Here is a 14209-nt window from a genome sequence, read left to right on the forward strand (position 1 = left end):
CCCCCGTACGCTGGAAGGCCTATGGACTCCGTACGCCCCCACACCCCCGTCGCCGCCCTGCTGCGCCTGTGTCTGCACGCGCTGCTCGGCGGGCTGCTCGCGCTGGCCGCGGTGCGGTCCTTCGGCGACGGCGCGCCGCACGCGGGGGCCGTGGTCGGGGCGGTCGTCCTCATGGCGGCGGTGTACGCGGTGGGGGTCGCCCTGCCCTCGGTACGGCCGCGGACCGGGGCCGCGATGGTGTGGCTCGGGGCGCTCGGCGCGGCCTGGCTCGCGCTGCTCGTGGTCTCCCCCGACGCGCTGTGGGCCGCCTTCCCGCTCTACTTCCTGCTGCTCCACCTGCTCCCGCTGCGCTGGGGGCTGCCCGCGGTCCTGGTCACGGCGGGCGCGGCCATCGCGAGCTTCCTGCTGCACGGGCAGCAGGTCACCCCGGGCGCCTTCATAGGCCCGCTGCTCGGCGGCGCGGTCGCCGTCGCGACCGTGCTCGGGTACGACGCGCTGTACCGGGAGAGCGAGCGGCGCCGGGAACTCATCGACGAGCTGGTGGCGACCCGGGCCGAGCTCGCGGAGGCCGAGCGCACGGCGGGCACCCTGGCCGAGCGCGAGCGCCTGGCCCGCGAGATCCACGACACGCTCGCCCAGGGCCTGTCCTCGATCCAGCTGCTGCTTCGCGCCGCCGAGCGCGCGCTGCCCGCCGGCGATCCGGCCCGCGGACACGTCGAGCAGGCCCGCCGCGCGGCCCAGGACAATCTGGCCGAGGCCCGACGCTTCGTGAAGGCGCTGACCCCGCCGGACCTGGAGCACGGCTCCCTTTCCGGCGCCCTGGAGCGGCTGTGCGCGGCGGCGCCCGGGCCCGCCGTGCAGTTCGGAGTCAGCGGCACCCCGGTCGAGCTGCCGACGCCGTACGAGGTGGCGCTGCTGCGCGTCGCGCAGTCGGCGCTCGCCAACACCGTGCAGCACGCGGCGGCCGGCCGGGCCGAGATCACGCTCAGCTTCATGGACACCTCGGTCGCCCTGGACGTCGTGGACGACGGGCACGGATTCGATCCGGCCGAGCGGTGGCCCAAGGAGACCAGCGGCTTCGGCCTGCCCGCGATGCGCTCGCGCGCCCAGTCGCTCGGCGGCACCCTGAGCGTCGAGTCGGCGCCGGGCCAGGGCACGGCCGTCGCCATCACGCTGCCGCTGCCCGTGGCGGGTGCCCGATGAGCGCGGCGCCCATCCGGCTGCTGCTCGCCGACGACCACCCCATCGTGCGGGCCGGGCTGCGCGCGGTCCTCGACACCGAGCCGGACTTCGCGGTGACCGGGGAGGCCGCCACCGCCGAGCGCGCGGTGGAGCTGGCGTCCCCCGGCGCCTACGACGTCGTCCTGATGGACCTCCAGTTCGGGGCGGGGATGCACGGCGCCGAGGCGACCGCCGCGATCACCGCCCGGCCCGGCGCCCCGCGCGTCCTGGTCCTCACCACGTACGACACGGACGCGGACATCCTCGCGGCGGTGGAGGCGGGCGCGGCGGGCTATCTGCTCAAGGACGCCCCGCCCGAGGAACTGGCGGCGGCGGTGCGCACCGCGGCCTCGGGCCGCTCGGCGCTCGCCCCCGCCGTGGCACACCGGCTCATGGACCGGATGCGGACGCCTGCGGAGGCGCTGACCCGGCGCGAGCTGGAGGTGCTCCAACTCGTCGGCGACGGGCTCTCCAACCAGCAGATCAGCAAGCAGTTGTTCCTGAGCCAGGCCACTGTCAAGTCCCATCTCGTGCATATCTACGCCAAGTTGGGGGTGGACTCGCGCACATCGGCGGTCGCCGCCGCGAGCGCGCGCCGTCTGATCCGCCAGCCGGGCTGAATGCTCCCGCCGCTTCCGACCGGCGCTCGCGAAGGAGGGCCGACAGGGCCCCGGGTCCGTCATGCTGCTGGCATGTCCCAGGCATGAACCGGACACTGTGGAGGCCCTCATGCCCCAGACCTGCCGCCAGTACTGGTGGAACCTGCAAGGGCGGTGCAGGCTCAACTTCAACTGGGCCGCCATCAACCACGATTCGACCGTCGTGGTGACGGCGTCCGAATACAGCGTCGACGGCAACGACCCCCGGCACAGCCCGCGCTTCGTCGGCAACGCGACCATCACCGTCGAGAACATCAGCCCGCACGCGCCGCCCTACGACCCCAACCACGGCGTCACCTTCGTCGTCAACGTCGACTGGGGCGCGCCCCTGCACATCGTCACCGACATCACGGTCCTGGACGGGCCACCGGTCGACATCGAGTACCAGAACGGCTGAGGGGGCCCGATGCCACGCACCGTGCGCCAGTACTGGCACGGCCTGAGCGGCCGTACCGTGCTGAACTTCAACTGGAACGAGATCGACCACGACTCGACGGTCTGGGTCACCGTGTCCGAGTATTCGGTGAACGCCGCCGACGTCAAGCACAGCCCCCGCTTCGTGGGCGACGCCAACGTCCGGGTCGGCAACATCAGTCCGCACTCGCCGCCCTACGACCCCAACCACGGTGTCACCTTCGTCGTGAACGTCGACTGGGGCGCGCCCCTCAACATCGTCACCGACATCACGGTCCTGGACGCCAAACCCGACTACCGCCTCTGGGACTACCAGCGGCTCGCCTTCAACATGCAGGCGCAGACCCAGAGCAACTGGTGCTGGGCGGCGGTCGCCACCAGCGTCGCGCTGTACTACAACGCGGCGAGCACCTGGACGCAGTGCACGGTCGCCAACTCCCAGACCGGCCAGACCAATTGCTGCACCCCGGCCGGCGCGTCCGGCACCGCCTGCAACAGCCAGCAGCCGCTGGACAACCCGCTGCGCATCGTCGGGCACCTGAACCGGATGGTGGCCAACCGCGTCGACTTCGCGGAGGTGGAGAGCGAGGTCAAGGCGGGGCGGCCGCTGTGCGTCCGCATCGGCTGGTCGGCCGGCGGCGGGCACTTCTGCACCGCCATCGGCGTGGACGCCCCGGGCGACCAGGCGATCGTGGCCGTGGACGACCCCATCTACGGCAAGTCCGACCAGGTGTACAACACCCTCGCCACCAGCTACCAGGGCAGCGGAACCTGGACGCACAGCTACTACACGAGGGCGTGAGGACCGATCATGACACTCCAGTCACCACAGCCCCCGGACCAGTCCCGCGAGGCGGCCGAGGCCGGCCTCCGGCTCCTCGCGGGCCTCGGCCGGGTCCGCACGGAGACCCTGCTCCCGGCCGCCCCCGAGGACCTGCGCCTGGCGGACCCGGTGCAGATGTACACCGTCGCCCCCACGGGTCCGCTGTCCGACGCCCGAGCGGTCTCCTGGCGCTATCTGGTGCGGCACGGCAGCGAGCCGGTGGCGCTCGCCGAGACCGTACGGGACGCGTCGGGCGAGCACGTCTTCAGCCAGCTCAACTACGGCCCGTTCGTGGCCGGTACGGCGGCGGCGCTCGATGCCGCGGGCGACCGGTCCGGCGACGCGGAGGTGCGGCTGCTGCACGTTCCGGCCGTACATCTGATCGCGGTGTGGCTGCACGCCGAGTCGGCCGACACCCTCATTCCGGCGGCGCCGGCGCCCTCGGGCGTCGAGGCGGGCCGCCCCTATCCCGCGTCCCAACTCCTCGCCCTGGTAGCCCAGTTCAGCCCGCCCACTCTGACGTCCGACGACGACCGGGGCGGCGGCTGAGCCCCCTCACGAGGTTGGGCCGTCCCCCGCGCGGCCCAACCCGGGGTCGAACCGGGGCCCGGGGCGGAGCCCCGGCGTGCGGCGGACCAGCCAGGCCCCGACCCTCCGAACCCGCCAGAGCGAAACCCCCCGCGGCCGCTCCTCGCACCGCCGCTGCATCTCCCGCTCGAACCGGTCCGTGACCACCACGTCGCCGACCACCACGTCGAGTCCCATGACTACCCACCTCTCTCGGCCACCGGGCCACTGCACCATGCCAATGCGCTGACAGGATCGAGTCTGTAGGCTGATTGGCCTGGACGGCAGGGCCAATTCGCGGAGGTTGGTATGGCAGAGATGCGGGTGGTCCGGTCCGTGGACACCGTGAGCGCTACGGCACGCACGCTCGGCAGCCGCCAGCTCGCCGGACAGATCACCGCCCTGACGGGCCCGCACCCCGGCTACCGGGCCCTGGCCCAGGGCGTGCGCGCACTGCTGCTCGACGGCCGGATCCCGTTGCACACGCGGCTGCCCGCCGAGCGCGAGCTGGCCACCGCCCTCGCGGTCAGCCGGGCCACCATCACCGCCGCGTACGACCTGCTCCGCGAGGGCGGCTACGCGCTGAGCCGGCGCGGCGCGGGCACCTGGACCGGGCTTCCCGAGGGCGCGGCCCCGGCCAATGTGGCCCGCTACCAGGCGCCCGACGGCGTCATCGATCTGGCGATGGCCGCACCCAACGCCCCGGCGGCGGAGCTGGCCGCCGCGTTCGAGCTGGCGGGGCCCGAACTGGCCTGCCACGCCGCCACCAACGGCTACCACCCGCTGGGCCTGCCCGGGCTGCGGGCCGCCGTCGCCGAGCGCTACACGCGGCGCGGGCTGCCCACCCTGCCCGAGCAGATCCTGATCACCACCGGCGCCCAGTCCGCGGTGTCCCTGGTGGTGAACCTCCTGGGGCGCCCCGGGGACCGGGCCGTCGTCGAGAGCCCCTCGTATCCGAACGCCCTGGACGCGGTACGGCATGCCGGACTGCGGATCACTCCGGTGCCGGTGACCGAGGACGGCTGGGACATCGAGCTCCTGGAGTGCACGCTGCGCCAGACCGCTCCCCGGCTCGCCTACCTCATCCCCGACTTCCAGAACCCGACCGGCGCGCTGATGAGCACCGAGCAGCGCACACGGCTGCTGCGCGCGGCCCGGGCCACCGGCACCTGGCTGCTCATCGACGAGACCATGGCCGAGATGTCACTGGAGGGACCGGCCCCGGCGCCCTTCGTGTCCCTGGCCCACCCGGGCGAGGCCGAGCAGATCGTCACGGTGGGCTCGCTCAGCAAGACCCACTGGGGCGGCCTGCGGATCGGCTGGGTCCGGGCGGGCTCCCGGCTCGTCAACGAGCTGGCCGCCCTGCGCATCCACGTGGATCTGGCGCCCTCGCTCGTCGACCAGGTGCTGGCCAAGACACTGCTGCCCGGTATGGACGACGTCCTGCGCGCCCGGCTTCCGCTCCTGCGCGAGCGGCGGGACGCCCTTGCCGACTCACTGAGCCGCCATCTGCCCGAGTGGCGCTGGCGTACGCCGGTCGGCGGGCTCAGCCTCTGGGTCGACCTCGGCCGTCCGATCGCGGGCGCGCTGGCCCAGGCGGCGCTCGCCCACGGCGTGAACCTCCAGCCGGGCTCCCGCTTCGCGGCCGACGCGGGCACCCATGAACACCGGCTGCGGCTCCCGTTCGTCCACGAGCCGGAGCGTACGGAGGAGGCGGCCCGCCGGCTGGCCGCCACCCTGGACGCGGGCCTGCCCGCCGTCACGGGCGGCCAGAACCGTCCGCACTGGGTGGCCTGAACTCCCTTACGTCTGAAGGAAGTTCAGCCTCCGCGCCGCGAGGAAGGCACTACGCCGGCCGACAGCGGCCCGGCGGTCAGCAGCGGCCCTGCGGTCAGCAGCGGCCCTGGGGACGGTGACGGCTCAGTACCGGCCCGGCGGTTCACCGAACAACTCGACCGCTTTCCGTACGTCCGTCACCGCGCCGGCCAACGCGCTGACCGAGCCGATCGACCCCGCGATCAGCAGCAGCGAGCGGCGCAGCCGCGGCACCTCGGGCACGCCGCTGATGGCCATCGCGGCCAGCGCCGCCAGCTCGTCCTCGGCGACGGCCCGGTCGGGAAACTCCGCCGGATGACCGGCCAGCTCGCGGCGCAGCCGGGACACGGCCGCCCGCAGCTCGCTCACTCTGGGGTCCTCACCACTGCCGGTCACGGCCCTCTGCTCCACGCCTCGCAACAAAAGTCCTCCCCCACGCACGTCCTTGTGCAGGTGTTCAGAACCCGTACAGCGAAGGTCAACTGCCGGGATTCGCGGGCCAGTTAACGCCATGCGGTGTGTCGTGCGCCACTCCGGGGACGGAATTCACCGGAAGCTCGGGGTATATCTGGGGCCATGACGCAACCGACGACAAATGCGGCACAGGTCACCGGGCTGCTGCTCGCGGCGGGCGGCGGGCGGCGGCTCGGCAACCGCCCCAAGGCCCTGCTCCCGCACCGGGGCCGCCCGCTGGTGGAGAACGCGGTCCGGGTGCTGCGCGAGGGCGGCTGCCGCACGGTGTACGTGGTGCTCGGCGCCGCCGCCGAGGAGGTACGGGCCCGGGCGCATCTGGCGGGCTGCGTACTGATCGACAACCCCGACTGGTCCGAGGGCATGGGCTCCTCGTTGCGGGCCGGGCTCGAGGCGCTGGGCAAGGCGGAGGCCGAGGGCGGGCCGGACGGCGGGGGCCGGGCCGCGCTGGTCTCGCTGGTCGATCAGCCCGGCATCGGCGCCGAGGCGGTGGCCCGGGTGCTCGCCGCCCATCGTTCGGACGATTCCCTGGCGGCGGCCTCGTACGACGGAAAGCGCGGCCATCCGGTCCTTTTCGGCGCGGAGCGCTGGGCGGACATCGCGGCGAGCGCGACCGGCGACCGGGGCGCCCGCGCCTATCTGAAGGCCCACGAGGCGGAGATCACGCTCGTCGAATGCGGGGACGTGGCGGAGCCGTACGACATCGACACGGAGGCAGATCTGGCCCGTCTCCAGTAGACCTGGAGTAGACGGGACGACACCGGGCAGCCGTCGAAAACACGGAGTGAACGGGGTGGCACCCAGCGCCATGGTCCCTCGACCCGGAGAATCTCGACATCAACAAACCATTGAACTTCCACCATGAGGAAACTAGTATCCACTGTTCAGAAGCGCCCGTCAGATCAACCGGCGCCCACAGTCGTACCTCGGAGCCCTGGCACTGAGTGCCATGCATGGCGACCCGGCGGCCGTCAGGGCACCGCCCCGCGAAGGAGTGACAGCTCATGTCCGCACCAGCGCCGTCTCCGCTGGCCATCGTCGATGCCGAGCCCCTGCCCCGGCAGGACGAGGTACTCACCGACGCGGCCCTCGCCTTCGTGGCGGAGCTGCACCGGAACTTCACGGCCCGCCGTGACGAGCTCCTCACCCGCCGCCAGGACCGCCGCGCCGAGATCGCCCGCACCTCCACGCTGGACTTCCGCCCCGAGACCGCCGGGATCCGCGCGGCCGACTGGAAGGTCGCGCCGGCTCCGGCCGCGCTGAACGACCGCCGCGTGGAGATCACCGGTCCGACCGACCGCAAGATGACCATCAACGCCCTGAACTCGGGCGCGAAGGTCTGGCTCGCCGACTTCGAGGACGCCTCGGCCCCCACCTGGGAGAACGTCGTCCTCGGCCAGCTCAATCTGATCGACGCCTATGAGCGTCGCATCGACTTCACCGACGCCAGGTCGGGCAAGTCCTACGCCCTGAAGAACGCCGACCAGCTCGCCACCGTCGTGATGCGGCCGCGCGGCTGGCACCTGGAGGAGCGCCACCTCCAGTTCGACGGCCGCCCGGTCCCCGGCGCGCTCGTCGACTTCGGCCTGTACTTCTTCCACAACGCGCAGCGCCTGATCGACCTCGGCAAGGGCCCGTACTTCTACCTCCCGAAGACGGAGTCGTACCTCGAAGCGCGCCTGTGGAACGACATCTTCGTCTTCGCGCAGGACTACGTCGGCATCCCCCAGGGCACCGTCCGCGCCACCGTCCTGATCGAGACGATCACGGCCGCGTACGAGATGGAAGAGATCCTCTTCGAGCTGAAGGACCACGCGGCGGGCCTGAACGCGGGCCGCTGGGACTACCTCTTCTCCATCGTGAAGAACTTCCGCGACGGCGGGGCGAAGTTCGTCCTTCCGGACCGCAACGCGGTGACGATGACGGCCCCCTTCATGCGCGCCTACACCGAACTGCTCGTGCGCACCTGCCACAAGCGCGGCGCGCACGCGATCGGCGGCATGGCCGCGTTCATCCCCTCGCGCCGTGACGCCGAGGTGAACAAGGTCGCCTTCGAGAAGGTCAAGGCGGACAAGGACCGCGAGGCGGGCGACGGCTTCGACGGTTCGTGGGTGGCCCACCCCGACCTGGTGCCGATCGCGATGGCGTCCTTCGACGCGGTGCTCGGCGACAGGCCCAACCAGAAGGACCGCCTGCGCGAGGACGTCTCGGTGGCCCCCGGCGACCTGATCGCCATCGACTCCCTCGACGCCAAGCCCACCTACGCGGGCCTGGTCTCCGCCGTCCAGGTCGGCACCCGCTACATCGAGGCGTGGCTGCGCGGCCTCGGCGCGGTCGCCATCTTCAACCTCATGGAGGACGCGGCCACCGCCGAGATCTCGCGTTCGCAGATCTGGCAGTGGATCAACGCGGGCGTCGTCTTCGAGAACGGCGAGACGGCCACGGCCGAGCTCGCCCGCAAGGTCGCGGCCGACGAACTCGCCGCGATCCGCGCGGAGATCGGCGAGGAGGCCTTCGCGGCCGGCAAGTGGCAGCAGGCCCACGACCTCCTCCTGAAGGTCTCCCTCGACGCCGACTACGCCGACTTCCTGACCCTCCCCGCGTACGACCAACTGGTGGGCTGACCCCCCGAGTTGCCCACTCGGCTCCGCCCCCGGTACCGCACAGCACCGGGGGCGGAGCCGTTTCACGTGAGGGCCGCGCCCGCCGCCACGAAGGCGCAGATCAGCACGAAGAGGATGGCGAGCAGCGGGGCCACGAAGCGGAGGTACTTGTTGTAGCCGACCTTCGCCAGGGCCACGCCGCCGATGGTGACGGCGGTGGTCGGCACCCACAGGTTCATCCAGCCGCTCGCCGCCTGCCAGGCGGTGACCACGACCGCGCGCGAGACCCCCGCGAAGTCCGCCAGCGGGGCCAGGATCGGCATCGCGAGGGTGGCGTGGCCCGAGGTCGAGGGGATCAGGAAGGCCAGCGGGAGGTTGACCACGAAGACCATCACGGCGAACAGGGCGGACGGCGCGCCCCGCACCACGCCCTCGATCGAGTGCAGCACCGTGTCCGTGATCTGCGAGTTGTTCATGATGACGGTGACGCCCCGGGCGAGCACGATGACAAGGGCCGGGGAGATGAAGTCGGCCGCGCCCTGGATGATCGTCGAGCTCAGCTCGGCCTCGCCGAGCCGGGCCGCGACGCCCACCAGGACCGCCGCCACCAGGAAGAGCGCCGCCAACTGCGGGAAGGACCAGCCCAGTTCCCAGCCGTACGGGGTGGCGTCCGCCTTCCCCGTCAGGGCGCTGGACCACGGCACCACCGAGAAGATCATGAACGCGAAGACGAGGGTGAGGAGGGTCAGGACCAGTTTGTGGGTGCGGGTCAGCTCCGGCGGCCCGCCGCCCGCCGCCGGAGGCGCTCCCGGCGATTCCGGTTCCCGTGCTTCCCGTGCTTTCGGCGATACCGGTGATCCCGGTGATCCCGGTGATCCCGGTGATCCCGGTGCCGGTGTCCCGGCCGGTCCGTCCGCCGACTCCGTCCGCCGCTGTTCCCGGTCCCCCGGCAGAAAGCCCGACAGGGACCTCGACGGGTCCCGCTGGACGCGCCGCCCGTAGCGGACCACGTACAGGATCGACACCGCCGTCAGGACCACCCACATCACGAAGCGCAGCACGATGCCGTCGCCCAGGGAGATGCCGGCGGCGGACGAGGCGACGCCCGTCGCGAAGGGGTTGACCGTCGAGCACAGCACGCCGATGCCCGCGCCCACGATGATCGTGCCGGTCGCGACGAGGCGGTCGTAGCCGAGCGCCAGCATCAGCGGCACGATCAGGCCGTAGAACCCGAGCGTCTCCTCGGCGAAGCCCTCGACCGTGCCCAGCACCGAGAACACCGTCATCACACCCGCGATCAGAAGCGCCCCGCGCTCGCGCAGCCGGTGGGCCAGCAGGCCGATGCCCCGGTCGAGCGCGCCGGTCGCGAAGACGACGGTGATGAACGCGCCGATGGCGAGCACGAAGAGGAACACCCCGGCGCTGCCGTACAGTTCGCCGGCCAGGGTGGGCCCGACCTGTCCGGTCTTGGCGTCCTGGACGCCGTACAGACCGTTCACCGGGGAGAGGAAGAGGTCGTTGAGGCGGTCCACGAAGCTTCGGCCGCTGTCGACCCGGTGGTACGTGCCCTCGACGGGTGCCCCGTCGGCGTTGCGGTCGTACGCGCCGGAGGGGATGACGAACGCCAGGATCCACACGGCCACGGTGACGATCGCGAGGATGGTCAGGGCGCTCGGGAAGCGCAGGCCCGCGCCCTTGTGCGGTGCCGGTTCCTCGAACGGCGGCTCCGGGGGCGGCACTTGGGGCGGCGCCCCCGATCCCGCCCCGGCCGGATGGCCCGCACCAGGTTCCGCGGGCCCGTGCCCATCGGCCCGCACGGGCTCGCCCGGCCCCGGCCCCGTCGGGGGCGGCGCCGTCACGACCCGCTCCGGAACGCCGCCGCGTACTCCCGCAGGAACGCGGCCTCCGCGATGACCGCGCCGCGCAGTTCGGAGAACAGGACGCGCTCGTTCGGGGCGTGCAGTGCGCACAGGCTGTCCTGCGCGCCGAAGAGCAGCACCTCCGCGTCCGGCACCGCCTTCGCGAGCCCGTTGACCAGCGGGATCGAGCCGCCGCTCGCGGCGAAGGCGGGCTCCGCGCCCCAGCCCTCGCGCAGCGCGACGAGCGCGGCGCGGTAGGCCGGGCCGCCGGTCGCGGGCTCGAATCCGGGGCCGGTGTCGCCGGCGGTGACGGTGAGCGCGATCCCGAACGGCCGCAGTGCCTCCAGATGGGCGACCAGCCTGCCCTGCGCCTCCTTCGGATCCTGCTCCGGGTGGAAGCGGAGGTTCAGCTTGGCGCGGGCGTACGGCACCACCGCGGAGGCCGCGTGGTCGACGCTCGGGGCGTCGATGCCGATCACGGTGACCGCGGGTCCGCTCCACAGCCGTTCGCCGAGGCTGCCGGTGCCGATGAGGGGCACCCCGTCACGCACCGACGCGAGGCCGCGGAACTCCTCGTCGGTGTACGAGGTGCCGGACCACGCCTCGCGACGCAGGCCCGGGACGGCCACGTCGCCGTCGGCGTCGTGGAGGGTGGCGAGCGCGTGCAGCAGGACGAGCAGGGCGTCGGGGGCGGCACCGCCGAACTCCCCGCTGTGCCGCGCCTCGGCCAGCGTGCGCACCTCGACGACCACCTCGCTCGCGCCCCGCAGGCCGGTGGTGAGGGTGGGCGAGCCGGGGCGGATGTTGCCCATGTCGGCGATGACCATCGCATCGCAGGCGAACCGCCCGGGGTCGGTGGGCGGGTAGTCGTCGAAGGCGCTGCCGTACTCCTCCTGGCCCTCGATCACGATCTTGACGCCGGTCGGCGGACGGCCGCCGTACGCCCGCAGCATCCCGAGGTGGACGATGATGTTGGACTTGTCGTCCGCGATGCCCCGGGCCCGCAGCCCGCCCTCGACCGGTGTCGGCTCGAACGGCGGCGACTGCCACAGCGACTCGTCGCCGGGCGGCTGCACGTCGTAGTGGCCGTACAGGAGCACCGTGGGGGCGTCCGGGTGCGGCGGGGGAATCTCGGCGTAGACGACCGGGGCGGTGTCGGCCAGGTCGAGGCGCTCGATGTGCTCGACGCCGGCGTCCTTCAGCAGCTCCACCACCAGGTCGTGTGCCTGGCGCACCGGTTCGGGAGGGAAGCCGGGGAAGGCGACCGAGGGGATGCGGGCCAGCCGTTCCAGGTCTGCCCGCAGCCCGTCCATCAGCGCATCGACCGTCGATCGCAGGTCCTGGTCCGCGTCCATGGGACTCAATGGATCACGCGGGACGCTGCCTCGCATCCGGTGCTCGGCCGGGTGCCGCAGTCCCCGGTGCCTCCGGGCGGCGCGCCCGTTGCTGCGAGAATCCGGCGGGGGGCGTCCGCCGGGCCGGGGACACCGGACTGTTGACGAGGACTGCGAGGGTGTGGGGATGCGCGGAGGCCGGGTCGCCGTTGTCGGCGGAAGCATCGCGGGGTGTGCGGCGGCACTGGCCGCGCACCGGGGCGGCGCCGAGGCGGTCACGGTGTACGAGCGGGCCTCGGGCCGGCTGGCCGACCGAGGGGTGGGGCTCGCGATGCACAACGACCGCTATGCCGAGCTCGAAGCCTGCGGTTTCGTCAGCGCCTCGATGCCGTGGCTCCAACTGACCAGGCGACGCTGGTACGTTCGCGACGGCTCGGCCCCGATGGGCCGAATGATCGGCGAGCTGCCGTTCCCCTTCCGCACCTACAACTGGGGCCCGCTCTGGAGCGAACTGCGCGCAGGCGTACCGGAGTCGGTGGACTTCCGGACGGCGGCGCCGGTCGACCGCCTCGAACTGACGGATAGGGGCGTCGAGTTGATGACTTGCGACGGCGAATCGGACCGGTTCGACCTCGTCGTGGGCGCCGACGGCTACCGCTCGACGGTGCGCGCGGCCGTCTGCCCCGAGGTGGGGCCGGCCTACGCGGGCTATCTCGCCTGGCGCGGCGCGTTCCCCGTCGAGCGGCTGCCCGACGCCGGCCGCTGGCCGGTCGACGACTGCGTGTTCGCCGTCTTCCCGGGCGGCCACGCGGTCATCTACCGCATCCCGGACGGCCGGGGCGGCCACCGCGTCAACTGGGTGCTGTACGCCGCGCCGCCCGCCGGCCACGGACTCCCGCTCGACTCCCCCACCAGCCTTCCGCCCGGCACCCTGACCGACGCCCTGCGCGCCCACGCCCTGGCAGTCGCGGACACTGAACTACCGCCCTTCTGGGGCCAGTTGATGCACCTGACCGCACCCGGCGACCTCTTCGTGCAGCCGATGTACGACTTCACCGCGCCCCGCTACGCCACCGACCGCCTCGCGCTGGTCGGGGACGCGGCCACGGTGGCCCGGCCGCACACCGGCGGCGGCGCGGTGAAGGCGCTCCAGGACGCCACCGCCCTGGAGTCCGCCCTGACCTCGGCCGCCGGCCGGTCCGACGCGCTGGCCGCCTACGACGCCGGGCGCGCCGAGGTCGGCAGCGGCATGGTCGAAGTCGGCCGCGGTCTGGGCCTGGCGATGGTGGAGCGGTGCCCCGACTGGAGCACGATGGATCAGGCGGGCCTGGAGCGGTGGTGGCAACTGGCGGACGGGACAAGGGGGTTCGGCGGCCGGAAGCTCGCCTGACCCCGGACGGCGACGGTTCACGGGACGACCACGGCCGGCTGGGCCGAGAAGTCACCCCACTTGCCGTCCGGCAGCCTGGCCCGAATCTTCACGCTGTAGCGGGTGCCGGGCGGGTCGGTGACGGTGAAGGTGTACGAGCTGAGGCCTTCGGGCGAGGGGGTGCCGGGCACGATCGTGGTGGTCGGGGCGCCGTTGAGGAAGAGCTGGTAGGCGCCGATGTCCCCGCCGGTGTGCGGCGGCACCCAGTGCAGGGTGACCTCAGCACCGCTCCCCGACGCGGCCCGCGCGGTGACCGCCCGCAGGCCGGTGGGCGCGGTGCTCGGGGGCGCCCCGGGCGCGGAGGCGGTGGTGACGTCGACGGCGCCGCTGTCCGGCGAGGAGTTGTCGGCCGCGTCGCGGGCGCGCACGGTGAAGGTGTAGACGGTTCCCGGGCGCAGCCCGGTCAGCCGTGCCGTGGTCACAGCCCCGCCGACGCTGTGGATCCGGGCGCCCTCCTGATAGACGTCGTACGCGGTCACCCCCACGTCGTCCGAGGCCCGGCCCCAGGTCAGGGTGGCGGCGCCGGCGCCGTCCGCGCGGCCCGTCAAGCGCGCCGGGGCGGTCGGCGGCCGCTTGTCGTCCGGGGTCGCGGCGGGCGTGGTGACGGAGGCGGGGGCGCTGGGGGCCGAACGGTTCCCGGCGGCGTCCAGGGCCCGCACGGTGAAGCGGTACGCGGTCGAGGCGGTGAGCCCGTCGACGTCGATCATGCTGCGGTCGGCGGGGACCGCCTTGGCCGTCGTTCCGTCGCGCAGGATCTCGTACCCGGTGACGGCCTTGTTGTCGGTGGACGGCTGCCACATGACGTGGACCGAGGTGGCGCTGCTCGCCTGCGCGGTGACCGCGCCGGGCACGGACGGGCTCGCACCGTCCTTGTCGCCCCCACCGCCGCACGCGCCGAGCAGGAGCAGCGCGACGACGACCAGCCCGACGCCTCCCGCTGACCGACGGCCGGGCCGGCGTCCGGCCCAGCGCGTGGCCCGGCGGCTGGTTCGACCGCCGGTTCGGCGGCTTGCT

General features: G+C 73.0%; 13 protein-coding genes. 9 read left to right on the forward strand and 4 right to left on the reverse strand.

Going from position 1 to position 14209, the window contains the following annotated elements; all coding sequences use genetic code 11:
• Nucleotides 1-21 precede the first annotated feature (21 nt).
• The 6 genes from ACFYZA_RS33795 (at nucleotide 22) to ACFYZA_RS33820 (ending at nucleotide 5481) form a co-directional block, all read left to right on the forward strand.
• Nucleotides 22-1203, forward strand: a complete 1182-nt coding sequence (locus ACFYZA_RS33795) for a sensor histidine kinase (RefSeq protein WP_382590004.1) — start codon at nucleotides 22-24, stop codon at nucleotides 1201-1203.
• A complete protein-coding gene (locus ACFYZA_RS33800) occupies nucleotides 1200-1841 on the forward strand; it encodes a response regulator (RefSeq protein ID WP_382590007.1) in 642 nt (213 codons plus the stop codon). Before ACFYZA_RS33795 ends, ACFYZA_RS33800 begins: the two co-directional genes overlap by 4 nt.
• Before the next feature lie 109 nt (nucleotides 1842-1950).
• Complete coding sequence (locus ACFYZA_RS33805; protein WP_388494433.1) at nucleotides 1951-2277, forward strand: hypothetical protein; 327 nt, start codon at nucleotides 1951-1953, stop codon at nucleotides 2275-2277.
• Between the two features lie 9 nt (nucleotides 2278-2286).
• Nucleotides 2287-3096: a papain-like cysteine protease family protein gene (locus tag ACFYZA_RS33810; RefSeq protein WP_382590013.1), complete on the forward strand. Its 810-nt coding sequence runs from the start codon at nucleotides 2287-2289 to the stop codon at nucleotides 3094-3096.
• A 9-nt stretch (nucleotides 3097-3105) separates the two neighbouring features.
• Nucleotides 3106-3666: a hypothetical protein gene (locus tag ACFYZA_RS33815; protein ID WP_388494434.1), complete on the forward strand. Its 561-nt coding sequence runs from the start codon at nucleotides 3106-3108 to the stop codon at nucleotides 3664-3666.
• Nucleotides 3667-3993: 327 nt separating this feature from the next.
• Nucleotides 3994-5481: a PLP-dependent aminotransferase family protein gene (locus tag ACFYZA_RS33820; RefSeq protein ID WP_388494435.1), complete on the forward strand. Its 1488-nt coding sequence runs from the start codon at nucleotides 3994-3996 to the stop codon at nucleotides 5479-5481.
• A 123-nt stretch (nucleotides 5482-5604) separates the two neighbouring features.
• Here the strand turns inward: ACFYZA_RS33820 and ACFYZA_RS33825 are convergent, their stop codons facing one another.
• Entirely contained in the window at nucleotides 5605-5922 is a 318-nt protein-coding gene (locus ACFYZA_RS33825; protein ID WP_388494436.1) for a DUF5955 family protein, read from the reverse strand.
• 153 nt (nucleotides 5923-6075) lie between these two features.
• Here ACFYZA_RS33825 and ACFYZA_RS33830 point away from each other — a divergent pair, with 153 nt between their 5' ends.
• Together ACFYZA_RS33830 and aceB are read left to right on the forward strand one after the other, a co-directional pair.
• On the forward strand, nucleotides 6076-6708 hold the full coding sequence (locus ACFYZA_RS33830; protein WP_388494437.1) for an NTP transferase domain-containing protein: 633 nt from the start codon (nucleotides 6076-6078) through the stop codon (nucleotides 6706-6708).
• A gap of 266 nt (nucleotides 6709-6974) precedes the next feature.
• Nucleotides 6975-8594 carry a malate synthase A gene (gene aceB / locus ACFYZA_RS33835; protein WP_382590030.1) on the forward strand — a complete coding sequence of 540 codons (1620 nt, stop codon included), beginning with the start codon at nucleotides 6975-6977 and terminating at the stop codon, nucleotides 8592-8594.
• Between the two features lie 62 nt (nucleotides 8595-8656).
• Here the strand turns inward: aceB and ACFYZA_RS33840 are convergent, their stop codons facing one another.
• Nucleotides 8657-10312, reverse strand: coding sequence for a YfcC family protein (locus ACFYZA_RS33840; protein ID WP_388494438.1), 1656 nt, complete (start codon nucleotides 10310-10312; stop codon nucleotides 8657-8659).
• Nucleotides 10313-10428: 116 nt separating this feature from the next.
• On the reverse strand, nucleotides 10429-11787 hold the full coding sequence (locus ACFYZA_RS33845; protein ID WP_388494439.1) for a M20/M25/M40 family metallo-hydrolase: 1359 nt from the start codon (nucleotides 11785-11787) through the stop codon (nucleotides 10429-10431).
• 166 nt (nucleotides 11788-11953) lie between these two features.
• Between ACFYZA_RS33845 and ACFYZA_RS33850 the strand changes: the two genes are divergently transcribed.
• Nucleotides 11954-13156, forward strand: a complete 1203-nt coding sequence (locus tag ACFYZA_RS33850; protein WP_388494440.1) for an FAD-dependent monooxygenase — start codon at nucleotides 11954-11956, stop codon at nucleotides 13154-13156.
• Nucleotides 13157-13173: 17 nt separating this feature from the next.
• Here the strand turns inward: ACFYZA_RS33850 and ACFYZA_RS33855 are convergent, their stop codons facing one another.
• On the reverse strand, nucleotides 13174-14118 hold the full coding sequence (locus ACFYZA_RS33855) for a fibronectin type III domain-containing protein (protein WP_388494469.1): 945 nt from the start codon (nucleotides 14116-14118) through the stop codon (nucleotides 13174-13176).
• Nucleotides 14119-14209 lie beyond the last annotated feature (91 nt).

It is taken from the genome of Streptomyces sp. NPDC001828 (assembly GCF_042892175.1).
Taxonomy (GTDB): Bacteria; Actinomycetota; Actinomycetes; order Streptomycetales; family Streptomycetaceae; genus Streptomyces.